The organism is Pseudomonas sp. PGPPP1 (genome assembly GCF_002255865.1).
In the GTDB taxonomy this organism is placed as follows: Bacteria; Pseudomonadota; Gammaproteobacteria; order Pseudomonadales; family Pseudomonadaceae; genus Aquipseudomonas; species Aquipseudomonas cremoris.
Genome location: NZ_NKIG01000004.1, coordinates 210993 through 237233, shown reverse-complemented (window position 1 = coordinate 237233; position 26241 = coordinate 210993). Strand labels below are relative to the sequence as shown.

The 26241-nt window shown below is 57.9% G+C and carries 22 protein-coding genes; 6 read left to right on the top strand and 16 right to left on the bottom strand.

Going from position 1 to position 26241, the window contains the following annotated elements:
* Window positions 1-116: 116 nt before the first annotated feature.
* From glmM to rlmE, 4 genes are all read right to left on the bottom strand, one after another.
* Complete coding sequence (gene glmM, locus CFE47_RS08665) at window positions 117-1454, bottom strand: phosphoglucosamine mutase (protein ID WP_286836285.1); 1338 nt, start codon at window positions 1452-1454, stop codon at window positions 117-119.
* Between the two features lie 16 nt (window positions 1455-1470).
* Window positions 1471-2322, bottom strand: coding sequence for a dihydropteroate synthase (gene folP, locus CFE47_RS08660; RefSeq protein WP_286836284.1), 852 nt, complete (start codon window positions 2320-2322; stop codon window positions 1471-1473).
* 8 nt (window positions 2323-2330) lie between these two features.
* Entirely contained in the window at window positions 2331-4241 is a 1911-nt protein-coding gene (ftsH, locus tag CFE47_RS08655; protein ID WP_043205904.1) for an ATP-dependent zinc metalloprotease FtsH, read from the bottom strand.
* A gap of 200 nt (window positions 4242-4441) precedes the next feature.
* Complete coding sequence (rlmE, locus tag CFE47_RS08650) at window positions 4442-5092, bottom strand: 23S rRNA (uridine(2552)-2'-O)-methyltransferase RlmE (RefSeq protein WP_010206606.1); 651 nt, start codon at window positions 5090-5092, stop codon at window positions 4442-4444.
* A 106-nt stretch (window positions 5093-5198) separates the two neighbouring features.
* Here rlmE and CFE47_RS08645 point away from each other — a divergent pair, with 106 nt between their 5' ends.
* Complete coding sequence (locus tag CFE47_RS08645) at window positions 5199-5507, top strand: YhbY family RNA-binding protein (protein WP_010206607.1); 309 nt, start codon at window positions 5199-5201, stop codon at window positions 5505-5507.
* 9 nt (window positions 5508-5516) lie between these two features.
* On the opposite strand, the gene CFE47_RS08640 is transcribed toward CFE47_RS08645, so the two are convergent.
* The 8 genes from CFE47_RS08640 to grpE all read right to left on the bottom strand — a co-directional run bounded on the left by CFE47_RS08640 (window position 5517) and on the right by grpE (window position 15983).
* The gene (locus CFE47_RS08640) at window positions 5517-5921 is read right to left on the bottom strand and encodes an MFS transporter (RefSeq protein WP_286836283.1); all 405 of its coding nucleotides are present in this window, start codon (window positions 5919-5921) and stop codon (window positions 5517-5519) included.
* 28 nt (window positions 5922-5949) lie between these two features.
* Window positions 5950-6426, bottom strand: coding sequence for a transcription elongation factor GreA (greA, locus tag CFE47_RS08635; RefSeq protein ID WP_003235048.1), 477 nt, complete (start codon window positions 6424-6426; stop codon window positions 5950-5952).
* Window positions 6423-9644 carry a carbamoyl-phosphate synthase large subunit gene (gene carB / locus CFE47_RS08630; RefSeq protein ID WP_286836282.1) on the bottom strand — a complete coding sequence of 1074 codons (3222 nt, stop codon included), beginning with the start codon at window positions 9642-9644 and terminating at the stop codon, window positions 6423-6425. Before carB ends, greA begins: the two co-directional genes overlap by 4 nt.
* A 105-nt stretch (window positions 9645-9749) precedes the next feature.
* Window positions 9750-10886, bottom strand: a complete 1137-nt coding sequence (gene carA, locus CFE47_RS08625; RefSeq protein ID WP_159956129.1) for a glutamine-hydrolyzing carbamoyl-phosphate synthase small subunit — start codon at window positions 10884-10886, stop codon at window positions 9750-9752.
* Between the two features lie 259 nt (window positions 10887-11145).
* The gene (gene dapB, locus CFE47_RS08620) at window positions 11146-11952 is read right to left on the bottom strand and encodes a 4-hydroxy-tetrahydrodipicolinate reductase (protein WP_286836281.1); all 807 of its coding nucleotides are present in this window, start codon (window positions 11950-11952) and stop codon (window positions 11146-11148) included.
* Between the two features lie 9 nt (window positions 11953-11961).
* The gene (dnaJ, locus tag CFE47_RS08615; protein WP_286836280.1) at window positions 11962-13086 is read right to left on the bottom strand and encodes a molecular chaperone DnaJ; all 1125 of its coding nucleotides are present in this window, start codon (window positions 13084-13086) and stop codon (window positions 11962-11964) included.
* Between the two features lie 317 nt (window positions 13087-13403).
* The gene (gene dnaK, locus CFE47_RS08610) at window positions 13404-15320 is read right to left on the bottom strand and encodes a molecular chaperone DnaK (RefSeq protein WP_286836279.1); all 1917 of its coding nucleotides are present in this window, start codon (window positions 15318-15320) and stop codon (window positions 13404-13406) included.
* Window positions 15321-15422: 102 nt separating this feature from the next.
* A complete protein-coding gene (grpE, locus tag CFE47_RS08605; RefSeq protein ID WP_185708496.1) occupies window positions 15423-15983 on the bottom strand; it encodes a nucleotide exchange factor GrpE in 561 nt (186 codons plus the stop codon).
* A gap of 254 nt (window positions 15984-16237) precedes the next feature.
* Here grpE and recN point away from each other — a divergent pair, with 254 nt between their 5' ends.
* Window positions 16238-17911, top strand: coding sequence for a DNA repair protein RecN (gene recN / locus CFE47_RS08600; RefSeq protein ID WP_286836278.1), 1674 nt, complete (start codon window positions 16238-16240; stop codon window positions 17909-17911).
* A gap of 85 nt (window positions 17912-17996) precedes the next feature.
* Here the strand turns inward: recN and fur are convergent, their stop codons facing one another.
* A complete protein-coding gene (fur, locus tag CFE47_RS08595; protein ID WP_185708686.1) occupies window positions 17997-18401 on the bottom strand; it encodes a ferric iron uptake transcriptional regulator in 405 nt (134 codons plus the stop codon).
* Window positions 18402-18499: 98 nt separating this feature from the next.
* Here fur and CFE47_RS08590 point away from each other — a divergent pair, with 98 nt between their 5' ends.
* Window positions 18500-19027 carry an outer membrane protein assembly factor BamE gene (locus CFE47_RS08590; protein WP_105698706.1) on the top strand — a complete coding sequence of 176 codons (528 nt, stop codon included), beginning with the start codon at window positions 18500-18502 and terminating at the stop codon, window positions 19025-19027.
* 63 nt (window positions 19028-19090) lie between these two features.
* On the opposite strand, the gene CFE47_RS08585 is transcribed toward CFE47_RS08590, so the two are convergent.
* Window positions 19091-19393 (bottom strand): RnfH family protein, encoded by a 303-nt coding sequence (locus CFE47_RS08585; protein WP_286836277.1) that lies wholly within the window; start codon window positions 19391-19393, stop codon window positions 19091-19093.
* Entirely contained in the window at window positions 19386-19820 is a 435-nt protein-coding gene (locus CFE47_RS08580) for a type II toxin-antitoxin system RatA family toxin (RefSeq protein WP_005791512.1), read from the bottom strand. Before CFE47_RS08580 ends, CFE47_RS08585 begins: the two co-directional genes overlap by 8 nt.
* 166 nt (window positions 19821-19986) lie before the next feature.
* Between CFE47_RS08580 and smpB the strand changes: the two genes are divergently transcribed.
* Window positions 19987-20469, top strand: a complete 483-nt coding sequence (gene smpB / locus CFE47_RS08575; RefSeq protein WP_060752280.1) for an SsrA-binding protein SmpB — start codon at window positions 19987-19989, stop codon at window positions 20467-20469.
* 36 nt (window positions 20470-20505) lie between these two features.
* Here smpB and CFE47_RS08570 read toward each other — a convergent pair whose 3' ends face one another.
* On the bottom strand, window positions 20506-21273 hold the full coding sequence (locus CFE47_RS08570; RefSeq protein WP_286836276.1) for a GntR family transcriptional regulator: 768 nt from the start codon (window positions 21271-21273) through the stop codon (window positions 20506-20508).
* 262 nt (window positions 21274-21535) lie between these two features.
* On the opposite strand from CFE47_RS08570, the gene CFE47_RS08565 reads away from it, so the two are divergent.
* Window positions 21536-23230 (top strand): lactate permease LctP family transporter, encoded by a 1695-nt coding sequence (locus tag CFE47_RS08565; protein ID WP_286836275.1) that lies wholly within the window; start codon window positions 21536-21538, stop codon window positions 23228-23230.
* Between the two features lie 70 nt (window positions 23231-23300).
* Window positions 23301-26111 carry an FAD-binding and (Fe-S)-binding domain-containing protein gene (locus tag CFE47_RS08560; RefSeq protein ID WP_286836274.1) on the top strand — a complete coding sequence of 937 codons (2811 nt, stop codon included), beginning with the start codon at window positions 23301-23303 and terminating at the stop codon, window positions 26109-26111.
* Window positions 26112-26241 lie beyond the last annotated feature (130 nt).

Here is a 26241-nt window from a genome sequence, read left to right as displayed (position 1 = left end):
GCGCGGGTACCGTGCATCTTCCAGTTACCAGCTACCATAGTGCGACGCATGCTGTACCTCGTCGGTCAAAGTGGGCGCAGATGTTACCCAACCACATCATCACTGGCAAGCCGAATTCAGGCGCAAATTTCAGTTACCAGTTTTGCCAGGTCTTCGGCATGGCCGCGAACCTGCACTTCGTCTTCACCTTCGACCATGACGCGCACCAAAGGCTCTGTGCCGGACTTGCGCAATAGCACTCGCCCACGCCCAGCCATGGCAAGGGTCACGCGCTCGCACGCTTCCTTGACAGCAGGATGATCGATTGGGTTTTCGCCGCCAGCGAAGCGTACGTTGAGCAGCACTTGAGGACATTTGCGCAACGCTTGGCGCGCCTGAGCCAAACTCTCGCCGCGAGTCCGAAGCGCCATCAGCACCTGCAGCGCCGCAATAATCGCGTCACCGGTAGTGGTGTGCTGGAAGCAGACTACATGCCCGGAGTTCTCACCACCCACCAGCCAGTTGCGCTCAAGCAGCTCTGCGATGACATAGCGGTCACCCACGTTCGCCCGTACAAAGGGAATTCCCAAGTCCGCCAGGGCGAGCTCCAAGCCCAGATTACTCATCAGGGTCCCGACGACACCGCCCTGCAGCTTGTTACGCTCATGCATGTCACGAGCAATAATGAACAGCAGCTCATCACCGTCGACAATCGCGCCCGTCTGGTCAACCATCAACACGCGGTCGCCGTCACCATCGAACGCGATACCCAGATCAGCATGCTCGGCCAACACAGCCGCCTGCAATTGCTCCATATGGGTCGAGCCGCAGTTTTCGTTGATGTTCAAACCATCTGGCTGGGCGGACAAGACCGTCACCTGTGCGCCCAACTCCTTGAACACGCTCGGCGCCACCTTGTAGGTCGCGCCGTGGGCGCAGTCGACTACAAGCTTCAAGCCCGCAAAACTGGTGCTGCTCGGCACGCTGCTCTTGCAGAACTCGATGTACCGACCCGAAGCATCGTTGATGCGCGACACTTTGCCGAGCTTGCTGGAGTCCACGACAGTCATCGGCGCGTCCAACAATTCCTCGATCATCAGTTCGATCTCGTCAGGCAACTTGGTGCCTTGGCCCGAGAAGAACTTGATACCGTTATCATCATGAGGATTGTGCGACGCACTGATCACAATGCCCGCCTCAGCGTGAAAGGTACGTGTCAGGTAAGCGATCGCTGGGGTTGGCATCGGCCCCAACAGCATCACGTCAGCACCGGCAGCAGACAGACCAGCCTCCAATGCAGACTCGAACATATAACCCGAAATGCGCGTGTCTTTCCCCACCAGGATGCGGCAGGCGCCCATGCTACGGAACGCCATACCTGCCGCCCAACCCAGCTTGAGCATAAAATCAGGAGTAATCGGAAATTCGCCGACCCGACCACGGATTCCGTCGGTGCCAAAGTATTTTTTAGTCATAAGCGCTCCATCATTCTTATTGGGCTGATTCTACGGCGGCGATCATGCGCACCACATCCACGGTCTCGGCAACATCATGTACACGCAAGATACGCGCACCCTTGGTCACCGCAAGCGCTGCAAGCGCGAGCCCACCATACAGCCGCTCACCCACCGGACGATTCAAGGCCAGCCCTATCATGCTCTTGCGCGAAACCCCGACCAATAACGGCCGACCCAGGGCATGCAGGGATTCCATGTGTTTGAACAGACTCAAATTGTGCTGCAATGTCTTCGCGAAGCCAAACCCAGGATCGAGAATGATTTTCTCGGGAGCAATTCCCACCCGGGCACACTGAGCAACTCGCTCGGCAAGGAACCCGCTCACATCACCCAGTAGATCGTCGTAGTGCGGACTGTCCTGCATATTCCCGGGCTCCCCCAGCATATGCATCAGACAAACCGGCAAGCCTGTAGCGGCAGCAGCGTCCAGGGCACCATCACGCTGCAATGAGCGCACATCGTTGATCAAACCCGCGCCCAGGCGCGCCGTTTCGCGCATCACTGAGGGCGTCGAAGTATCCACCGAAATGATCACATCCAACTCACGGGCAATGCGCTCGACAATCGGGGCAACCCGCTCAAGCTCCTCCAGAGGAGAAACCACGCGCGCACCCGGCCGGGTGGACTCGCCACCCACATCAATCAAGGTTGCGCCCGCCAGCACCATAGCCTCGGCATGACGCAGCGCAGCATCAAGCTGAGCGAAGCGGCCGCCATCGGAAAAGGAGTCGGGGGTTACGTTGAGAATACCCATGACATGCGTATGGGCCAAATCAAGAACCCGGTTGCCGCAAGGCAACCGGGTTGAGGACGACACAGAAGTCATTTCAAACCTTAGTGGTCAGCCGCCGGACCGCCGATCGGGGTTTCAGGGCGTTCATTCTGAACCACTGGTGGAGTGCCAGAGGTACCCGAACCGCCTTCCCAATCGCGAGGCTCGCGAGGTGCGCGACCTGCCATGATGTCGTCGATCTGATCGGCATCAATGGTCTCGTACTTCATCAGCGCGTCAGCCATCGCATCCAGCTTGTCGCGATTGTCGGTCAGGATCTGCTTGGCCGTGCCGTAGCACTGATCAATGATGCTGCGCACTTCGGAGTCGATCAGCTTGGCTGTCTCACCGGAGAAGCTAGCACTTTGACCACCACCGCCACGACCCAGGAACACTTCGCCTTCTTCCTCGGCATACATCAACGGGCCAAGTTTTTCCGACAACCCCCACTTGGTCACCATGTTTCGCGCAATCTGGCTGGCACGCATGATGTCGTTGGAAGCGCCGGTGGTCACACCGTCAAAGCCCAGGGTCATTTCCTCGGCAATCCGACCACCGTACAGCGAGCAAATCTGACTGATCAACGCACGCTTGGAGAGGCTGTAACGATCCTCTTCAGGCAGGAACATAGTGACACCCAACGCCCGACCACGAGGAATGATCGAAACCTTGTAGACCGGGTCATGCTCAGGCACAACACGACCAACAATGGCATGACCCGCTTCGTGATAAGCGGTGTTCTGCTTTTCTTTCTCGGACATGACCATGGACTTGCGCTCGGCGCCCATCATGATCTTGTCTTTTGCCAATTCGAACTCTTTCATTTCAACGATGCGCTTGCCGGTACGGGCTGCAAACAGCGAGGCCTCGTTCACCAGGTTAGCCAGGTCAGCACCGGAGAAGCCTGGCGTACCACGAGCGATCACGGCAGGAGCCACGTCGTCACCCATTGGTACTTTGCGCATATGTACTTTCAGGATCTGTTCACGACCACGGATATCCGGCAGGCCAACGACGACCTGGCGGTCGAAACGGCCTGGACGCAGCAACGCAGGGTCCAATACGTCCGGACGGTTGGTTGCAGCGATGACGATGATACCGTCGTTCATTTCGAAGCCGTCCATCTCAACCAGCAATTGGTTGAGGGTCTGCTCACGCTCATCATGACCGCCGCCCATGCCGGCGCCACGATGGCGACCAACGGCGTCGATTTCATCGATGAAGATGATGCATGGCGCGTGCTTCTTGGCCTGCTCAAACATGTCGCGGACACGGCTGGCGCCCACGCCGACGAACATCTCGACGAAGTCAGAGCCGGAAATGGTGAAGAACGGCACTTTGGCTTCGCCAGCAATCGCCTTTGCCAGCAAGGTTTTACCGGTACCAGGAGGACCGACCATCAGTACGCCGCGTGGAATGCGGCCACCCAGGCGCTGGAACTTGCCTGGATCGCGCAGGAATTCGACCAACTCGCCAACTTCTTCCTTCGCTTCATCGCAGCCTGCGACGTCAGCCAAGGTGGTCTTCACCTGATCTTCCGAAAGCAGGCGCGCCTTGCTCTTGCCGAAACTCATCGGCCCACCCTTGCCTCCCGCACCGCCTTGCATCTGGCGCATGAAGAACATGAACACGGCAATAATCACCAGGATCGGGAAGCTGGCTACCAACAACTGGGTCCAGATGCTTTGCTGCTCGGGTTGCTTGCCTTCGACAACCACGTGGTTATCCACCAGGTCGCCGATCAGGCCATTGTCCTGAATTGCCGGACGAATGGTCTTGAAGCTGTCGCCATCGTTGCGTTTGCCGGTGATCACATAGCCATCAACCGCTACGCGCTCGACCTTGCCATCCTTAACTTGCTGGATGAAGTCGGAATAGTTGAGGGTCTGCGGCTCGTTAGGGCTGGAGAAGTTGTTCATCACCGTCACCAGGACAGCCGCGATGATCAACCACAGGATCAGATTCTTTGCCATATCGTTCAATTAACTACCCTCTGAAGCAAGCTCCGCTACTGGCGCGCGCTTCGCATGATATTCACCGGCCTAACTTACTACATTACCTACAACTCTGGCAGGCGCCGTCTGTAACCCTTTGTGAAACTTTGACTACACAATATTCGTAAAGCTTCGTGACGAAAGCGATATAAAAAAACCTATCGACTCCCTTCAAACCTTCAAAGACGCTCATCACTGGCAGCGCCTTCGATGCCGCGGAACCCCCGCGCCAACAGATATTGCTCGCGAGACCGGTCCCGGGAAGAGTCCGGTTTGCGCATCTGCACCTTGTCGAACAGCTTGCGGATGTTCTTGTGGTACTCGTCGAAGCCTTCACCCTGGAAGACCTTGACCAGGAAATCACCACCCGGACGCAATACCCGCCCCGCCAGATCCAATGCCAATTCGCACAGGAACATGGCTCGCGGCATATCAACAGCCGGTAATCCACTCATATTGGGGGCCATGTCGGAAATCACAAGGTCTACCTGCGAATTTCCCACAGCTTCCAGGATCTCTGCCAATACGGCGTCCTGGGTAAAGTCACCGTGCACAAAGGTCACGTCCGGGATGCTGTCCATCTCAAGGATGTCAGAGGCGATCAAACGACCTTGCCCACCAATCAGACGACTGGCCACTTGGGACCAGCCACCCGGGGCGGCGCCCAGGTCAATCACACTCATGCCAGGGCGAAACAATTTGTCCTTGTCCTGAAGCTCCAGCAATTTGTAGCTGGCACGGGAACGGTAACCGTCCTTCTGCGCCTTTTTGACGTAAGGATCGTTGAAATGCTCTTGCAGCCACTTAAGACTAGTTTTGGAACGGGCCACGGGCCACCTCGAAAAATAAAACGGGTCGTGATTAACTGGGCGGTCCCGGACTCGCTCGGGTAAACTGGCCGCCGCTTTTTACAAGATCAGACGCAGGGGTCAGATTATGCCGCTCACTCAAGAGCAGAAGAAACAGTACAAATCCATTGGCCACCATCTGAAACCAGTTCTGATTGTGGCAGACAACGGTTTGACTGAGGGTGTGTTAGCCGAATTCGAACGCGCACTGAACGATCACGAACTGATCAAGATCAAGGTCAATATCCTCGACCGCGAAGCACGCCTGGCTGCCATTGCAGAACTGTGCAAGGTTGGCAAAGCAGACCTGGTCCAGGTCATCGGCAAGATGGCGCTGCTGTATCGCAAGAACTTCAGCGTCAACAAGCAACTGTCGAACGTTCATCGCTTCAAATGATTCAAAGGGTCACGGGCGTGCTTCGCGCGCCCTGCCACTCCATCCCGGTGCTGGCTGCATAACCAACACCAAGCCGGAGAACCCTAGCACAAGATAGCTGAATAACTGCCAGCGCAACGCTTCCGGCAGCCAGACATGCACAATGCAATACATTGCACACGCATACAGCGCCATCAACAGCAGTTGCCCGCGAATATCCCGCCACAAACTTCCCAAGCCTTCAGCCTTGACCAGCACCAACGCCTGGACCATCACGCACGCCGCCGCAAAACCCACCAGCAACGCACTCAGTAATCCGTCGATCTCATCGATCAGCAACGGTGCCAGGCCAATCAGGCCCAGCGCCGGTAAAACACCAATGTGCAGCAACCACAGGCCACCCACCCAAAGCATCTGGGAGAGCTGCCAAAGCATGGCGCCCGCACGTAGCGGGCGCCGCCTTTCAGACGTGACGAACTTCGACAATCTCGTACTCGATCACGCCACCAGGCGTTTTCACGGCCACAACATCACCCTCTTCCTTGGCAATCAAGGCGCGGGCGAGCGGCGAACCAACAGAGATCTTGCCGAGTTTGAAGTCAGCCTCGTCCTCACCAACGATGTGGTAGACCACACTTTCGTCAGTCTCGACGTTGGCGATTTCCACGGTAGTGCCGAAAATCACCTTGCCGGTCTTCGGAATGGTCGTGACGTCGATGACCACCGAGTTCTGCAGGCGGCCTTCGATATCACGAATGCGCGCCTCGACCATTCCCTGCTGCTCACGAGCAGCGTGGTATTCAGCGTTCTCCTTCAAGTCACCCAACTCGCGGGCCGTACCGATGTCCTGGCTCAGCTTCGGACGGACGACCTTGGTCAGATGGGCGTGCTCCTCTTCCAGGGCCTTGAAGCCCTGGACGGTCATTGGGTATTTGGTCATGCCTTCAATCCTGCGTGTAGATCTTGCAAGCGACGCACGGTCTTTTCCGGACCGAACTTGAGCGCTTCGCAGATGGCTTCGCCAGCAGCAATGGTGGTGGTGCAGTAAATCTTGTGCTGCAAGGCGTTACGACGAATGGAGTAGGAATCCGCGATCGACTGGCGACCTTCGGTGGTGTTGATGATCAGCGTGACTTCGTCATTCTTGATCATGTCGACCACGTGCGGACGGCCTTCCGTCACCTTGTTCACGCGACGCACTTTCAGGCCGGCAGCTTCGATCAGCTTGGCGGTCCCGGCGGTGGCCACGACTTCGAAGCCCAAGTTGATCAGATCACGGGCTACGCCTGCAACCAGCGGCTTGTCGTCATCGCGCACGCTGATGAACGCAGTACCGCCGGTCGGCAGCACTTCGCTTGCACCCATCTGGGCCTTGGCGAACGCTTCACCAAAGGTATCGCCCACGCCCATGACTTCACCGGTGGACTTCATCTCTGGGCCCAGGATCGGGTCCACGCCAGGGAATTTGGCGAATGGGAACACCGCCTCTTTCACGCTGTAGAAGTTCGGAATGATTTCCTTGGTGAAGCCGATTTCTTTCAAGGTCTTACCGGCCATCACGCGGGCAGCGATCATGGCCAGGGAGACACCGATGCACTTGGAAACAAACGGCACGGTACGCGAAGCACGTGGGTTCACTTCGATGACGTAGATGTCTTCGCCCTGCAGCGCCAACTGCACGTTCATCAGGCCGACAACCCCCAACTCCAGGGCCATTTTCTTGACCTGCTCACGCATCTCGTCCTGGATGTGTGCCGGCAGCGAGTAAGGCGGCAGCGAGCAAGCGGAGTCACCGGAGTGAACGCCAGCCTGTTCGATGTGCTGCATGATCGCGCCGATCACCACGTCGGTACCGTCGCAAACAGCATCCACGTCCATTTCAATGGCGCAGTTGAGGAAGTGGTCCAGCAGCACCGGGCTGTCGTTGGACACTTTCACTGCATCACGCAGGTAGCGCTTGAGCTCTTCTTCTTCGTAGACGATTTCCATCGCACGACCGCCCAGTACGTAGGACGGACGCACTACCAACGGGTAGCCGATCTTGCTGGCGGCACGGATGGCTTCGTCTTCGCTACGCACGGTGGCGTTTGGCGGCTGACGCAGGTTCAGGCGCTCAACCATTTGCTGGAAACGCTCACGGTCTTCGGCACGGTCGATAGCGTCCGGGCTGGTACCGATGATCGGTACGCCGGCGGCTTCCAGAGCACGAGCCAATTTCAGCGGGGTTTGGCCGCCGTACTGGACGATCACGCCTTTTGGCTTCTCGACGCGCACGATTTCCAATACGTCTTCCAGGGTCACTGGCTCGAAGTACAAGCGATCGGAGGTGTCGTAGTCGGTGGAAACAGTTTCCGGGTTGCAGTTGACCATGATGGTCTCGTACCCGTCTTCGCGCAGGGCGAGGGCGGCGTGTACGCAGCAATAGTCGAACTCGATACCCTGGCCGATACGGTTAGGACCGCCACCCAGGATCATGATCTTGTCGCGACCCGACGGCGCTGCTTCGCACTCTTCCTCGTAGGTGGAGTACAGGTAGGCGGTGTCGGTGGAGAACTCGGCAGCGCAGGTGTCAACGCGCTTGTAGACCGGGAAGATCTCCAGCTTGTGACGATGAGTACGCAGGTTCTTCTCGGTCACACCCAGCAGTTTGGCCAGACGCTGGTCGGAGAAACCTTTGCGCTTGAGGCGGAACATCATGTCGCGGTCGATGCTGGCCAGACCCAAGGTCTTGACCTTCTCTTCTTCCTTGATCAGGTCTTCGATCTGAACGAGGAACCACGGGTCGATCATGTTCATGCCGAAGATGTCTTCGACACTCAGGCCGGCACGGAAGGCATCCGCCACGTACCAGATACGCTCGGCGCCCGGCACGGTCAGCTCACGCTTGAGCACGCTCATGCTTTCCGGGTTGCTCAGGTCGAGTTTCTCGTCCAGGCCGCAAACACCGACTTCCAGGCCGCGCAGGGCTTTCTGCAGAGACTCCTGGAAGGTACGGCCGATGGCCATCACTTCACCCACCGACTTCATTTGAGTCGTCAGGCGTGCATCAGCCTTGGCGAATTTCTCGAAAGCAAAACGTGGCAGCTTGGTGACGACGTAGTCGATGGACGGCTCGAAGGACGCCGGGGTCTTGCCACCGGTGATATCGTTCGACAGCTCGTCCAGGGTGTAACCCACAGCCAGCTTGGCAGCGACCTTGGCGATCGGGAAGCCGGTGGCTTTCGAAGCCAGGGCCGACGAACGGGATACACGCGGGTTCATCTCGATCACGACCATACGGCCGGTGTCCGGGCAGATGCCGAACTGAACGTTGGAACCGCCGGTTTCCACGCCGATCTCGCGCAGTACCGCCAGGGAGGCGTTACGCAGGATCTGGTATTCCTTGTCGGTCAGGGTCTGTGCTGGCGCAACGGTGATCGAGTCACCGGTGTGCACGCCCATCGGGTCGAAGTTTTCGATGGAGCAGACGATGATGCAGTTGTCCTTCTTATCGCGGACAACCTCCATCTCATATTCTTTCCAACCGATCAGGGATTCGTCGATCAGCAGCTCTTTGGTCGGCGACAGGTCCAGACCACGGGCGCAGATTTCTTCGAACTCTTCACGGTTGTAGGCGATACCGCCACCGGTGCCGCCCATGGTGAAGGACGGACGGATGATGCACGGGAAACCCAGGGTCTCGAGGACCGCGTTGGCCTCTTCCATGCTGTGGGCGATACCGGAGCGCGGGCACGCCAGGCCGATGGACTTCATGGCCTTGTCGAAACGCGAACGGTCTTCAGCCTTGTCGATGGTGTCGGCATTGGCACCGATCATCTCTACGCCGAACTTTTCCAGGACGCCTTCGCGCTCCAGGTCCAGGGCGCAGTTCAGAGCGGTCTGGCCGCCCATGGTTGGCAGCAGTGCGTCTGGACGCTCTTTCTCGATGATCTTGGCAACGGTCTGCCACTTGATCGGCTCGATGTAGGTGGCGTCGGCCATCGCCGGGTCGGTCATGATGGTGGCTGGGTTAGAGTTCACCAGGATGACGCGGTAGCCCTCTTCGCGCAGGGCTTTACAGGCCTGGGCGCCGGAGTAGTCGAATTCGCAGGCCTGGCCGATCACGATCGGGCCAGCGCCGAGAATCAGGATGCTTTTTATGTCTGTACGTTTTGGCATGGGTTTGTCACTCAAATCCGCAGGTCAGTCGGCAAGCCGTCTTGAACAATCTTTGAAGAGCCTGCAGGGGCCACCGAGGTTCGGGGCCGCCTGCAAGCCACTCAGTTAGCGTCGCTTGGCCATCTCATTGATGAAACGGTCGAACAGCGGTGCTACGTCGTTCGGGCCCGGGCTGGCTTCAGGGTGGCCCTGGAAGCTGAACGCGCTCTTGTCGGTGCGCTCGATACCCTGCAGGGAACCGTCGAACAGCGACTTGTGAATGGCGCGCACGTTGCTCGGCAAGGTCGCTTCATCCACCGCAAAACCGTGGTTTTGGCTGGTGATCATCACAACGCCGGTGTCCAGGTCTTGCACAGGGTGGTTGGCACCATGGTGACCGTGACCCATTTTCAGGGTCTTGGCACCAGAGGCCAGTGCCAGCAGCTGGTGACCGAGGCAGATGCCGAATACCGGAATCTCGGTTTCCAGCACTTCCTTGATCGCCTGGATGGCGTAGTCGCAAGGCTCAGGGTCACCCGGGCCGTTGGACAAGAACACGCCATCCGGCTGCAGCGCCAGCACGTCGCTGGCCGGGGTTTGCGCTGGAACTACAGTAACGCGGCAGCCGCGCTCAACCAGCATGCGCAGGATGTTGTACTTAACGCCGTAGTCATAGGCCACAACGTGGTACGGCAAGTCAGCGGCTTCGATGGTCGCGTGGCTGTCAGTCTTCAAGTCCCAGACAGTGGAGCGCCACTCGTACTTCTCTTTGACGCTGACGACTTTCGCCAGGTCCATGCCTTTCAGGCCAGGGAAACCCTGAGCTGCAGCGATAGCCGCCGCTTCGGAAATATCGTCGCCAACCATGATGCAGCCGTTCTGCGAGCCTTTTTCACGCAGGATGCGTGTCAGGCGGCGCGTATCGATACCGGCGATCGCCACAACGTTGTTGGCTTTCAGGTAATCGGACAGCGACATCGTGTTACGCCAGTTGCTCGCAACCAATGGCAGGTCACGAATGACCAAGCCAGCCGACCAGACACGATCAGACTCGACGTCTTCCGGTGTAGTACCGGTGTTGCCGATGTGCGGATAGGTCAGGGTAACGATCTGTTGGGCGTAGGAAGGATCGGTAAGGATTTCCTGATAGCCGGTCATGGCGGTGTTAAACACCACCTCTCCAACGGTTTGACCGTCGGCTCCAATGGCTTCGCCGCGAAAAATGCTGCCATCAGCAAGGGCGAGTATGGCTGGCTTAGTCAAGAAGACCTCCCGTAAATAAAGCCTGAAAGGGCGATCGCAGGTTGTAAAAAAGCGGAGTGACGTATGGACACGTCACCCCGCTTGTTCACTGAATTATTCTGCGCGCTTTTAGTGGACACACTAAAGCTGTAGCTTACAGAAAAAGGCTTTTTTGGTCCACCGCTAATGAGCCTTAAAGGCAGGGGAATGCGACAGGACGTCGCTTAGCGGGTAAAAACGGGGCCTTAGGATAAGCCTGAGACCCCGATTTAGCTACTGATTAGTGCAGATCAAGCACGTCGCGCATGTCATACAGACCAGGCTCGCGACCTTCCAACCAGAGTGCAGCACGTACCGCACCCTTGGCAAACGTCATGCGACTTGACGCTTTGTGCGTGATTTCCAGGCGCTCACCCTCAGTGGCAAACAGCACGGTGTGATCACCCACCACATCGCCACCACGAACAGTCGCAAAGCCAATGGTGTCACGTGCGCGCTCACCGGTATGACCCTCGCGACCATACACAGCCACTTTCGACAAATCGCGACCCAACGCATCGGCAATCGCCTCACCCATGCGCAACGCAGTACCCGACGGCGCGTCGATCTTGTGACGATGATGGGTCTCGATGATTTCGATATCCGCCTCATCACCTAACACGCGCGCAGCCAGATCCAGCAACTTGAGCGACAGGTTCACACCGACACTGAAGTTGGCAGCAAACACCACAGGGATATCCTTGCCCGCCTCCACCAGCACTTGCTTCTGCTCAGCCGTCAAACCCGTAGTACCAATCACCATGGCCTTGCCTGCCTTGCGGCAAAACGCCAGGTTTTTCAGCATCACGTCCGGCAGGGTGAAGTCGATCAGCACATCGAACTCGTCAGCGACCTGCTCCAGGCTGCCAGACAACGAAACGCCGATACGCCCCAGCGAGGCCAGCTCACCAGCATCTGCACCGATCAGCGTGCTGCCCGGGCGCACAATTGCTGCCGTCAGCCCGGAAGCCGGCGAGCGCTGCTGCACTGCTTCAACCAGGGTTTTACCCATGCGCCCTGCAGCGCCCATCACGGCTATACGTCGCATACTCATCCCTTACAGGTCGCCGAAAAAGCGCTTCACGCCATCGAAAAAGCCCGTGGTCTTTGGCGAGTGCGAGTCATCACCCTCCAACGAGCTGCGGAATTCTTCAAGCAGCTCACGCTGGCGGCGATTCAGGTTGACCGGTGTTTCTATCGCCACACGACACATCAGGTCGCCAGCACCACCACCGCGCACCGGCGCAACGCCTTTGCCACGGATACGGAACTGCTTGCCGGTCTGGGTACCCTCAGGAATCTTGAGCTTCACCCGACCATCAAGGGTCGGAATCTCCAGCTCGCCACCCAGGGCCGCATCGACAAAGCTGATAGGCACTTCGCAGAACAGATGCTTGCCGTCACGCTGGAAGATCGAATGCTCACGCACATTGATCACCACGTACAAGTCGCCGGTAGGACCACCTTGCGTACCCGCCTCGCCTTCGCCCGACAGACGAATGCGGTCGCCAGTATCAACACCCGCTGGCACTTTCACCGAAAGAGTCTTGTACTCTTCGACGCGGCCTTCGCCGTGGCAGGAGTCGCACGGATCGGAAATGATCTTGCCTTGGCCATGGCAACGCGGGCAGGTCTGCTGCACCGAGAAGAAGCCCTGCTGCATACGCACCTGGCCGATACCGCCGCACGTAGGGCACGTGATCGGCGAGGAACCTTTCTTGGCACCCGAACCATCGCACGGCTTGCAGTTCACCAGCGTCGGTACACGGATATTGACGCTAGTGCCGCGCACGGCCTCTTCCAGGTTCAGCTCCAGGGTGTAGCGCAGATCACTGCCACGCTGGGCACCACCACGCTGACCACCACGGCCACCGCCGAAGAAGTCGCTGAATACATCACCGAAGATATCGGAGAAGTTCTGACCACCAAAACCGGCACCGCCGCCACCCATGCTCGGGTCGACACCAGCATGGCCATACTGGTCGTAGGCCGCACGCTTATTGGGATCAGACAGGCATTCGTAGGCCTCGTTGGCCTCTTTGAACAACTCTTCGGATTCTTTGCTATCCGGATTACGGTCCGGGTGGTGCTTCATCGCCAGGCGGCGATAAGCCTTCTTCAGGTCCGCCTCGCTGGAGCTGCGCTCCACACCCAACACTACGTAATAGTCACGCTTTGCCATAAGTCTTTGCACTCTTAAGGACGTTCAGCCAGACCCTCCTGAGCCTTGCCAAACTCGTTGAGCCCCAATACAGGCCCGGACCCAACTCACGTCAATTCAACGATCCTGGTCGTTACTACTTTTAGCCGAGACCCAGCCAAAAAACGCGGTATATATCGCTCAGGAAGCAGGAGCTTTCCCAATCACACCGCCAGCACCCGACAGCTGTCGCATGCTGTAAAAATTCGCATACCCCAGACACGCCAACGCGGGAGCAAGCTCCCGCGCGGCGACATCCTACCAGTCACCGCTTGATAGCGGTCAACCGGGCGACCAACTTACTTCTGGTCTTTGACTTCTTCGAACTCGGCATCGACAACATCATCGTGCTTGGCTTCAGGCTCTGCGTGTTGCGCAGCACCTTCAGCCGGCTGGCCTTGTTCGGCGTACATTTTCTGAGCAACCGGCGCGGAGACCTTGGACAGCTCCTCAACCTTGGCTTCGATAGCAGCCTTGTCGTCGCCTTTGATAGCGGCTTCCAGGGCAACCACGGCAGCTTCGATTGCAGTCTTCTCCTCGGCAGTCACTTTGTCGCCAGCATCAGCGACCATTTTACGTGTCGAGTGAACCAGTGCATCGCCCTGGTTACGCGCGCCGGCCAGCTCAGCAAACTTGGCGTCCGCATCAGCGTTGGCTTCAGCATCACGGATCATCTGTTGAATTTCTTCATCAGACAGACCGGAGTTGGCCTTGATCGTGATTTTCTGCTCTTTGCCGGTAGCCTTGTCTTTCGCGCCAACGTGCAGAATGCCGTTGGCGTCGATGTCGAAGGTCACTTCGATTTGTGGCACGCCACGTGGTGCTGGTGGAATCTCAGCCAGGTCGAACTTGCCCAGGGACTTGTTCTGAGCAGCCTGCTTACGCTCACCTTGCAGCACGTGAATGGTCACAGCGCCTTGGTTGTCGTCGGCAGTCGAGAACACTTGCGATTTCTTGGTAGGAATCGTGGTGTTTTTCTCGATCAGCGCAGTCATCACGCCACCCATGGTTTCGATACCCAGGGTCAGCGGGCTAACGTCCAGCAGCAGCACGTCTTTCACGTCACCGGCCAGTACCGCGCCCTGGATAGCAGCACCCATGGCAACAGCTTCGTCCGGGTTCACGTCTTTACGTGCTTCTTTACCGAAGAACTCGGTTACCAACTTCTGAACCAGTGGCATACGGGTCTGACCGCCAACCAGGATCACGTCGTTGATAGCACCCACGTCGATACCGGAGTCTTTCAGCGCGATGCGGCAAGGTTCGATGGTGCGTTGAACCAGGTCTTCAACCAGCGCTTCCAGCTTGGCGCGCGAGATCTTCACGTTCAAGTGCTTAGGACCGGTAGCGTCTGCAGTGATGTACGGCAGGTTCACGTCGGTCGACTGAGCAGAAGACAGCTCGATCTTCGCCTTTTCAGCAGCTTCTTTCAGACGCTGCATCGCCAGCGGGTCACCTTTAAGGTTCATGCCGCTTTCTTTCTTGAATTCGTCAACGAGGTAATCGATCAGACGAATGTCAAAGTCTTCACCACCCAGGAAGGTGTCACCGTTGGTGGCCAACACTTCAAACTGGTGCTCGCCGTCAACTTCAGCGATCTCGATAACGGAGACGTCGAAAGTACCGCCACCCAGGTCATAAACGATCACAGTGTGGTCGCCTTTGGCCTTGTCCATACCGTAAGCCAGAGCGGCTGCGGTTGGCTCGTTGATGATACGTTTTACGTCCAGGCCCGCGATGCGGCCGGCGTCTTTGGTCGCCTGGCGCTGGCTGTCGTTGAAGTAGGCCGGAACGGTGATGACCGCTTCAGTCACTGCTTCACCGAGGTAGTCTTCGGCGGTTTTCTTCATCTTTTTCAAGATTTCAGCCGAGATTTGCGGCGGCGACATTTTCTGGCCGTTTACTTCAACCCAGGCGTCACCGTTGTCAGCCTTGGCGATTTTGTAAGGGACCATCTTGATGTCTTTCTGCACGACTTCTTCGTCGAACTTACGACCGATCAGACGCTTAACCGCGTACAGGGTGTTATGCGGGTTAGTGACAGCCTGACGCTTGGCCGACTGACCAACAAGGATTTCACCGTCGTTGGCGTAAGCAATGATCGACGGAGTGGTACGTGCGCCTTCGGCGTTTTCGATTACTTTTGCAACGCCGTTTTCCAGCACGGAGACACAGGAGTTGGTGGTCCCCAGGTCGATACCGATAATTTTGCCCATGATTTACTCTCCCGAAACTTGAATTTGGTTGCCGCAGCAGTGGTGGCTAACTGCGGTAGCACTTAAACGCTTGACTTATAGATGGGGCCGCTAAGGCTAATTTCAAGCCTGCTCATCAATAGAAGGCGAAACAGGTGCAGGAGCCTTGCTCACCACCACCATCGCCGGACGCAGCAAGCGACCGTTCAACTGATAACCCTTCTGGAACACCTTCAATACACTGTTCGGCTCAAGATCATGGCTTTCCTGCATGGCCATGGCCTGATGATGCTCAGCATTGAAAGGCTCGCCGCCTTGCGGGTCGATAGCTTCCAACTGATAACGCTTCAGGGTGTCCTGGAACATTTTCAGGGTCAGTTCGATCCCTTCGCGCATTGGACGGATGTTTTCGTCGTCCGGATTGGACAATTCAAGGCCACGCTCAAGGCTGTCGATGATCGGCAGCAGATCGTTGGCGAATTTTTCCAGCGCAAACTTGTGAGCTTTTTCTACATCCTGCTCGGCACGACGGCGGACGTTCTGCAGATCGGCGGCAACACGCAAAGACTGGTCCTGCGCAGCAGCCAATTGCTCTTCGAGCACTTGCACACGGGTCGCCAGCTCATCACCGGCAGCCGAATTGGCGTTTGGAGTTTGCGTATCCTGCGTCTGTTCGTCAGCCATAGTTTTCTCCTTTCAAAATCATGCGCGAACTCAACTCGCGCTTCTGTTCCGGTATATGGGGCCACAATTTCCAGGTTCAAGAGCGCAAGGGTTACCAAAAGTCTTTCGAGTGAGGCGGGTCAATTCCTTCGCGCCCATTCCACATCGCGCTAAAAAAGTCGGGCAATCAAGCAAATCGAGCTAAGCGTCAGGATTGTCACCCCCGAATAAAACACTGTATAAATAACCAGACCTAAAGCCTGGGAGCGCCCGTCATGCTCGTGCACCTGTCTGTACATAACTACGCCATCGTTGAACATCTGGACCTTGAACTGGATCGCGGGATGAGCGTAATCACAGGCGAGACCGGTGCCGGCAAGTCGATCATGCTTGACGCCTTGGGCCTTACCCTGGGTGACCGCGCCGACAGCGGCGTCGTGCGTCCTGGCGCGGACAAAGCCGATATCCTGGCCACCTTTGATCTGGCAGACATTCCCGAAGCCGAAGCCTGGTTGGCCGAGCGCGACCTTAACAACGATGGTCCCTGCATCCTGCGCCGGGTAATCACCGCCGAAGGGCGCTCCCGCGGCTATATCAACGGCACGCCATGCCCCTTGGGCGACTTGAAAGCCCTGGGCGAGCTGCTGATTGATATCCACAGCCAGCACGAGCATCAATCCCTACTGAAAACCGACACCCACCGCCGCCTGCTCGACGAGTATGCCGGCGCCACCGACCTTGCCCGACAAGTACAGCTGGCCTCACAGCGCTGGCGCCAAACCCGCCAGGAACTGGAGCGCCTCTCCAACTCCGGTGACGAACAGCGCGCTCGCCATCAACTACTCAGCTATCAACTTGAAGAACTGGAAAGCCTTGGCCTGGGCGAGACCGAGCTGGAACAGCTTGAGCAGGAACACAAGAACCTGACCAACGCCGAAAGCCTGCTGGGCATCTGCCGCCAAGTCGTCGAGCAATGCAGCGAAAGCGATTCCGGCAATGTTCTTAATGCACTGACCGCCAGCCTCAATCGCCTGTCCAGCGTGAACAGCGCCTCTGGCTCACTGAGCGAAGCAACCACCCTGCTGACCAGTGCGCAGATCCAGGTAGAAGAAGCCGTGGGAGAGTTGAATCGCTTCCTGGATCATTTCGATGCCGACCCTGCGCGACTGCAGGAAATAGAAGAACGCCTGGACACTATTTATACCCTGGCGCGCAAACATAGAATCCAGCCGACCGAAGTGGCCACCCTGCAGCAGAAACTGCTGGATGAAATCGAAACCCTGAACGCAAATGACGAGTCCATCGAACGACTTGGCGATGAACTCGCCTCCTTCGCACGCCACTATCAAGAAAAAGCACGCGAACTGAGCGACCTGCGACAGCAGGCAGCCACCGGCCTAGCCAGCGCCGTGGAACTTGAGATTCAGCGCCTAGGCATGCCAGGTGGGCGCTTCACCATTGAGTTACGCGCCAACGCCAGCAATGAACTGCAACCTCATGGCATGGAACAGGTTGAGCTGCTGGTCAGCGCCAACCCCGGGCAACCACTCAAGGCACTGGCAAAAGTGGCGTCTGGCGGCGAGCTGTCGCGGATCAGCCTGGCGATTCAGGTGATTACTGCGCAAACCTCGCGAGTACCAACGCTGGTATTCGATGAAGTGGATGTGGGAATCGGCGGGCCTACAGCAGAAATTGTTGGCCAACTGTTGCGGCGCCTTGGAGATCGGGGGCAGGTGCTGACGGTGACCCACTTGCCACAAGTGGCAGCCCAAGGGCATCAGCATCTATTTGTACACAAGGTACGCGGCAGCGATGCGACACACACAGCCGTTTCCAAGCTGAACAAGTCAGAGCGCGTAGAAGAAGTGGCGCGGATGCTCGGGGGCATCGACTTGACCAAGGAGTCCCTGGCACACGCGAAAAAAATGGTCGTCGCGACAAAGGCCTGAACTGACAGTTTTCCCTCTATAAAAAGCACGAAGGCGACCCTAAGGTCGCCTTCGATCGTTCTGCAGAGCGAATCTGCATCGCTTTTTACTTTTTCTTACGGATGTACAACACAAGATTGTGGTCAACCAAATCGAACCCATGCTCCTCAGCAATTTTGTGCTGGAGGCGTTCGATTTCTGGACTGGTGAACTCGATAACCTCGTTGGTATCCAGGTCAACCATGTGGTCGTGGTGACCACCGTCAGCCAATTCGAACACCGCATGACCGCCGTCGAAATTATGACGAACCACCAGCCCTGCGGCTTCAAACTGGGTCAGCACACGGTAAACCGTGGCCAGGCCAACGTCCTCGTTAGACTCCATCAGCGCCTTGTAGACATCCTCGGCACTCATGTGGCGCTGCTCAGCAGAATCGAGCATTTGTAGAATCTTGACTCGTGGCAGAGTCACTTTAAGACCGGCTTTGCGTAGTTCGCTATTTTCAACCATGGTTAGCTTTCTCGCGGATGCTGCTTCGCAGCTTCTCTTAATACGGGTATGATCGGCGTTTACGTTGTCCCAGCCAAGATAGTGGAAGTCGCCCACCGATGCAAAACACCAAGCTCTTGCTAACCAGTTTCACCTTTGTGGGACTGCTCGCACTCGCCGGTTGTTCATTCCCCGGGGTTTACAAAATCGACATCCAGCAGGGCAATGTCGTCACGCAGGACATGATAGACCAGTTACGCCCGGGAATGACCCGACGGCAAGTACGGTTTATCATGGGCAATCCCCTGCTGACCGACACTTTCCATGCTGATCGCTGGGATTATCTCTACAGCATCCAGCCTGGTGGCGGTGAACGCCAGCAGGAACGCGTCAGTGTCATTTTCAATGGCAATGACCAGCTTGTGAGCCTTTCCGGCGACTTCATGCCCGGCGTGAGCCGTGATGAAGCCTTGCTTGGCAAGGACAACGGTACCAACGTGACTGCGCCAGCGCAGGAAGCGGAGAAACCGAAGTCCGAAGTGCCAGCCAAGCCAGGCTCGCTGCTCGACAAGATCCAGAAAGACGTCGATGGCGTGCAGACTGTCCCAGTCCCGACGCCACAGCCTCTGGACACCAGCCCGCAATAAGTTTGCGGCGCCCAACAAAAAGCCCGGCATGCCGGGCTTTTTGCTATTTGCCGGTTGGCAAACTCATGAGTTCTGCTGTTTGGCCAAGGCCGCCTTGGCGGCACGCAGTCGGCGCACCTCTTTAGGGTCGACCAGCAAGGGGCGGTAGATCTCGATACGATCACCCGCCTGCACAACCCGCAGCTCCGCGTCCGCGACCACCTTGCCGAATATACCCAAGGGACAATCCGCCAGATTCAGCTCAGGAAAATGAGCTGCGATCCCCGACGCCTGCGCCGCTGCCCGCAAGCCAGTCCCCTCGGGCACCGTCACCGCCAGCAAAACCTGACGATCCACGGCCGCATACACCACTTCAATCTCAACCATGCAGTTGCTTGGCTCGCTGGCAGAAGGCATCCACCAACGTATTGGCGGCTTGGTTGAACAAGGGCCCCAACGTCGCTCGCACAATCGGGCCAGCGTAATCAAATGACAGGTCCAGGCTGATCTTGCAGGCCTTGTCGGTCAGCGCTTTGAACACCCACACCCCATGCAGCTGGGTGAACGGCCCTTCCTGCAGATTCATTTCAATGGATTTACCCGGCACCAGCACATTTCGCGTAACAAAGTGCTGGCTCAGGCCGCCTTTCGCCACGCCAACGCTGGCGACCATGTGCTCATCACTGCTTTCCAGCACCTCGGCCGTTGAGCACCAAGGCAGGAATTCCGGGTAACGCGCCACGTCGTTGACCAGGTCATAGAGCGCCTGTGCCGGATAAGGCAGCAGCGCCGAACGTTGAATATGCGTCGTCATGTGTGCGTCATTTCCACTGCGGAGGCAAACATCGCGAAAGAACAGCCCGATCCGCGAAAGAAAAAAACCAAAGAATTGCCTGTATTGTCCGGGATTCATCCAACACGCTCAAGCACGCAGGTTGACCGTAGCCGACACGCTCGCAACTCCCTATAATGCCGCCCCTATGGCTAAACAAAAGAAACACCCCACAGGGACCATCGCGCAAAATAAAAAGGCGCGACACGATTACTTCATCGAACATCGTTTCGAGGCTGGTCTGGTCCTGGCCGGCTGGGAAGTAAAGAGTCTGCGTGCCAGCAAGCTGCAGCTGGTCGACAGTTATGTGCTGCTCAAGGATGGCGAGGCATGGCTGCTCGGCAGTCATATCACTCCGCTGACCACCGCGAGCACCCACGTGATTGCCGACCCGGTGCGCACGCGCAAGCTGCTGCTCAATGCCCGCGAAATCGACAAGCTCGCCGCCGCCGTACAGCAGAAAGGCTATGCCTGCGTCTGCCTGTCCTGGTATTGGAGCAAGCATTTGGTCAAGTGCGAGATCGCCTTGGGCAAGGGCAAGAAGGAATACGACAAGCGCGATACCGAGCGCGAGCGCGATTCCAATCGCGAACTGCATCGCGCAGTGCGCAACAAGGGCAAGGAAGAATAATCCTTGTAGCGATGTAGCCTTGGGCAAGCCCCCTGGCTACATTCCCTTACGCCGCTCGGCACGCGCAACGCGCTGCACCTCTTGGCGCACCTCTTCCAATACTTCCTGCACATACAGCAAGTGACGCGTAGACACCTCGCGCGCCTGCTCTGCCCGCCCCTCGATAATCGCCAGATACAAATCCCGATGCTGACTGATCAGCATGTCGCGGGTTTCCGTACGTTGCTGGTACATGCCACCAATGTTGGTCACCACATTACGCTTGAGCAGATCGAACAAACCACGAATGGTGTGCAGCAACACGGCGTTATGACTCGCCTCGGCAATCGCCAAGTGAAAACTCGCATCCGCCGCCCCCTCCTCCGCTCGACTCACTTCATCAGCCCGGGCATAGCAATCCTGCAACGCCTCAAACGCAGCCTTCAGCCGTTCACGGTCAACTTCGGTGGCACGCAACGCTGCGTAATAGGCACAAGATGCTTCCAGGGTCTGACGAAATTCCAGCAAGTCACGCTGAGCCTCCGAGTTGTTTTCCAAAAGGTGCAACAGCGGATCACTGAAGGTTGAACCCAGGGACTCGGCGACATAGTTACCCCCACCCTGACGACTCACCAGCAATCCCTTGGCCGCCAGCTTTTGGATCGCCTCCCGCAACGACGGGCGCGACACACCAAACTGCTCGGCCAACGCCCGTTCGGCAGGCAAACGCTCACCCGACTTCAGCGTGCCCTCAAGGATCATGCCCTCAAGCTGCTCGACAATATCGTCAGACAAACGGCGCTGACGCACCTGATCAAACCCCATAACTCTTTCTCCACCATCCCGACCACTCGCCGGGCCCTCTATTCTCGCTTATCGCAGCCCTTGCGACACCTATCAGAACACGCTCGTTTTGTCCGATCAGCAGCGTCTATCAACAGCCCTACGACGAAAGTTTCGCGGGCGGCAAATTGACACACCCACCCGAAGGCTTTTAACCTAGCCCACAGCGATTGTAAATTGGTCTTACCAATTATCCAAGTCGACTACGAAGTGCCTGACCAACAACAATTAGGGGCCACCCCATATGCAAACCTGGCAACAGCTCTACAGCCCACTCGGCAGCCTCGGCCTGTCCGCATTGGCCGCCGTAATCCCGATCGTGTTTTTCTTCCTGGCCCTGGCCGTGTTTCGCCTCAAAGGCCACGTGGCCGGCAGCATCACGTTGGCGCTGTCGATCCTGGTAGCGATTTTCGCTTTCCAGATGCCAGTGGACATGGCGTTGGCCGCCGCCGGTTACGGCTTTGCTTATGGCCTGTGGCCTATCGCGTGGATCATCGTCGCAGCCGTGTTCCTCTACAAGTTGACCGTCAAGAGCGGTCAGTTCGAGATTATCCGTAGCTCCGTCCTCTCGATCACTGACGACCAGCGCCTGCAAGTGCTGCTGATCGGCTTCTGCTTCGGCGCATTCCTGGAGGGCGCAGCGGGCTTCGGCGCACCTGTGGCGATCACCGCAGCGTTGCTGGTAGGCCTGGGTTTCAACCCACTGTACGCCGCAGGCCTGTGCCTGATTGCCAACACCGCCCCGGTTGCTTTCGGCGCCCTGGGCATCCCGATCATCGTCGCCGGCCAAGTCACGGGCATCGACGCGTTCAAGATCGGCGCCATGACTGGCCGCCAGCTACCGCTACTGTCGTTGTTCGTGCCGTTCTGGCTGGTGTTCATGATGGACGGTCTACGCGGCGTGCGTGAGACCTGGCCTGCAGCACTGGTAGCGGGCCTGAGCTTTGCCATCACCCAATACTTCACCTCCAACTTCATCGGCCCAGAGTTGCCGGACATCACCTCGGCCCTGGCCAGCCTGATCTCCTTGACCCTGTTCCTGAAAATCTGGCAGCCCAAGCGCACCGCAGGCGCACAGATTGCCGGCGCAAGCTCCAGCGCAGCGATCACTGCCAGCGCCGGCGGCTTTGGCCTGCCACGCAGCACCATTGCATCGCCCTACAGCCTGGTGCAGATTTTCAAGGCCTGGTCGCCGTTCCTGATCCTCACCGTGCTAGTGACGATCTGGACCCTCAAGCCGTTCAAGGCGATGTTCGCCGCCGGCGGCTCGATGTACAGCTGGGTGTTCAGCTTCGCGATCCCGCATCTGGATCAGTTGGTGATCAAAGTCGCGCCGATCGTGACCAACCCCACTGCCATCCCGGCTGTGTTCAAGCTGGACCCGATTTCGGCAACCGGCACCGCGATTTTCTTCTCCGCGCTGATTTCCATGCTCGTGCTGAAGATCAGCATCAAAACTGGTCTGACCACTTTAAAAGAAACCTTCTACGAATTGCGCTGGCCAATCCTGTCCATCGGCATGGTGCTGGCGTTTGCGTTCGTCACCAACTATTCCGGCATGTCCTCGACCATGGCCCTGGTATTGGCCGGCACTGGCGCTGCCTTCCCGTTCTTCTCGCCTTTCCTCGGCTGGCTGGGGGTTTTCCTGACAGGCTCCGACACCTCGTCCAACGCCCTGTTCAGCTCGCTGCAGGCCACCACTGCACATCAGATCGGCGTGAACGACACCCTTTTGGTTGCCGCAAACACCAGCGGCGGCGTCACCGGCAAGATGATCTCGCCGCAATCGATCGCCGTGGCGTGCGCCGCAACCGGCCTGGTGGGCAAAGAATCCGACCTGTTCCGTTTCACCCTCAAGCACAGCTTGTTCTTCGCCACCATCGTGGGGCTGATCACCCTGGCCCAGGCTTACTGGTTCACCGGTATGCTGGTGCACTGAGACCTGCACGCAATAGGGTAAGAATCGACGCCGGACATCCACGCCGGCGTCAGCTATTTCTGGAGGACCGATGAGCCTGCCTGCTGCTTTTCTGAGCGATGTCGCACACCTGATCCCAAAAGATCGACGCTTCGACGACCCACTTTCCACACTCGCATTCGGCACCGATGCCAGTTTTTACCGACTGATCCCACAGCTAGTGATCCGCGTAGAGTCAGAAGACGAAGTGGTGTCATTGCTGCAACTGGCCCAACGCGACCACGTGCCGGTGACCTTTCGCGCTGCCGGCACCAGCCTTTCCGGGCAGGCGATCAGCGACTCGGTGCTGATCGTGCTGGGGGACAACTGGAACGGTCGCGAGATTCGGGGCCAGGGCACGCAGATTCGCCTGCAGCCCGGGGTAATCGGTGCCCAGGCCAACGCCTGGTTGGCACCGTTCGGACGCAAGATCGGGCCGGACCCTGCGTCAATCAATGCCTGCAAAATCGGCGGCATTGTCGCCAACAACGCCAGCGGCATGTGCTGTGGCACGGCGCAAAATACCTACCACACCTTGGCAGGCATCCGTCTTGTACTGGCTGACGGCAGCCGCCTGGACACGGAGGATGCAGCCAGCGTCAACGCGTTTCGCCAGCAGTACGGCGCACTGCTTGATCGGCTTGCAACACTCGGGCGTGAGACGCGGGCAAATGCCGAATTGGCAGCAAGAATCCGCCACAAATACCGCCTGAAAAATACCACCGGCCTGTCACTCAACGCCCTGGTGGATTTCGATGACCCCCTGGATATCCTCAGCCACCTGCTCGTGGGTTCCGAAGGCACCCTGGGGTTTATCAGTGCGGTCACCTACGACACCGTGGTCGACCACCCCAACAAAGCCTCAGCGCTGATCGTATTCCCGGATGTGGAAACCTGCTGCAATGCAGTCACCGTACTGAAAACCCAGCCGGTCTCTGCAGTTGAACTGCTGGACCGGCGCAGCATGCGTTCGGTACAGGACAAACCGGGCATGCCCGCATTCGTACAACACCTATCGGAAAATGCCTGCGCGCTGCTGATCGAATCCCGCGCGGCGTCATCGTCACTGTTGCATGAGCAACTGGCTCTGATCATGGAATCCCTGGCCCGTTTCCCCGTGGAGAAACAGGTCGACTTCACCGAAGACCCCGTCGAGAACGCCCGCCTGTGGGCGATCCGCAAAGACACCTTTCCCGCCGTCGGCGCCGTGCGAAAAACCGGCACCACGGTGATCATCGAAGACGTCACCTTTCCAGTCGAGCAATTGGCCTTCGGCGTAAACCGCCTGATCGAACTGTTCGACAAACATCACTACGACGAAGCCATTCTTTTCGGACACGCGCTGGAAGGCAATCTGCACTTCGTCTTCACACAAGGCTTCAACAGTGCGGAAGAGGTCGCACGCTACCAGGCGTTCATGGACGACGTGGCACAATTGGTGGCGGTAGAGTTTGGCGGCTCGCTGAAGGCTGAACACGGCACCGGTCGCAATATGGCGCCGTTCGTCGAGCTCGAGTGGGGCAGCGATGCCTATCAGCTCATGTGGCAACTCAAACGCCTGCTGGACCCCAATGGCATTCTCAACCCGGACGTAGTGCTCAGCGAAGACCCGCAAATTCACCTCAAGCACCTCAAACCTCTGCCCGCCGCCGACGAGCTTGTGGATAAGTGCATCGAGTGCGGGTTCTGCGAACCGGTGTGCCCGTCCAAGGGGCTGACGCTTAGCCCGCGCCAACGCATCGTGATCTGGCGTGATATCCAAGCCAAGAAACGTGCAGGCATCGACACCACCGAACTGGAAGCCGCCTATCACTATCAAGGCATCGACACCTGCGCAGCCACCGGCCTCTGCGCGCAACGCTGCCCCGTAGGAATTAATACCGGCGACCTGGTGAAAAAACTGCGCAGCCGCGATGCCAACCGTACGAAAACCGCCGAATGGCTCGCCGACCATTTCGCTACCGCACTGCAAGGTGCGCGCTTTACCCTGCATGTCGCCAACGGTGCACGCATGTTGTTAGGCGCACCACGCTTGGCAAAGCTTTCAGCCCGCGTGACCAAACTGTCCAACGGGCAAATCCCGCAGTGGACCAACGCCATGCCTCAGCCGGAAAAAGCCATCCGTTTCAGCCCGTCAGTGGCCGATGAACGTCCACGCGTCGTCTATCTGGCGGCCTGCGTCTCACGCGCCATGGGCCCAGCGGCCGGTGATAAAGAGCAAATGTCGCTGTACGAAAAAACTCGTGGTCTGTTGGAAAAAGCCGGTTACCAAGTGGTGTCACCCGACAACCAAGACAGCCTCTGCTGCGGCCAGCCATTCGCGTCCAAAGGCTATGCCGAACAAGCCGAACACAAGCGCCAGGAACTCATCGGCGCCCTGCTCCACGCCAGCCGTGGCGGGATCGACCCAATCTATTGCGACACCAGCCCCTGCACCTTACGGCTTGTCCAGGACCTGGGCGAGACGCGCATGGACCTGTACGACCCCGTGCGTTTCATCCGCACACACTTGATGGATCGCCTGGACTTCACGCCACAGGAAGCCCCCATCGCGGTACACGTCACCTGCAGCACCCAGCACTTGGGAGAAAGCCAGACCCTGATCGACCTGGCTCGACGTTGCGCCAAAACGGTAGTTATCCCAGAAGGTATTCACTGTTGCGGCTTTGCCGGTGACAAGGGCTTCACCACCCCGGAACTCAACGCCCACTCGCTGCGCACGCTCAAGGATGCGGTGCAATATTGCAGCGAAGGCATCTCCACCAGCCGAACCTGCGAGATCGGCCTTAGCCAGCACGGCGGCATCGATTATCACGGCCTGGTGTACCTCGTGGATCGTGTGACCCAAGCCCGCGCCCATTAATTGCGCAAGAAAACAGAACCCTTGCGCGCCGGCGTAGTCATCTGCATAGGCCTCAACGAACGAGGCCCTTCAGTGATGTCGCTGGCAGCCCTTTAACGCCAGTAGCGTCGAGCCCTTTTGCGCAAGGAGA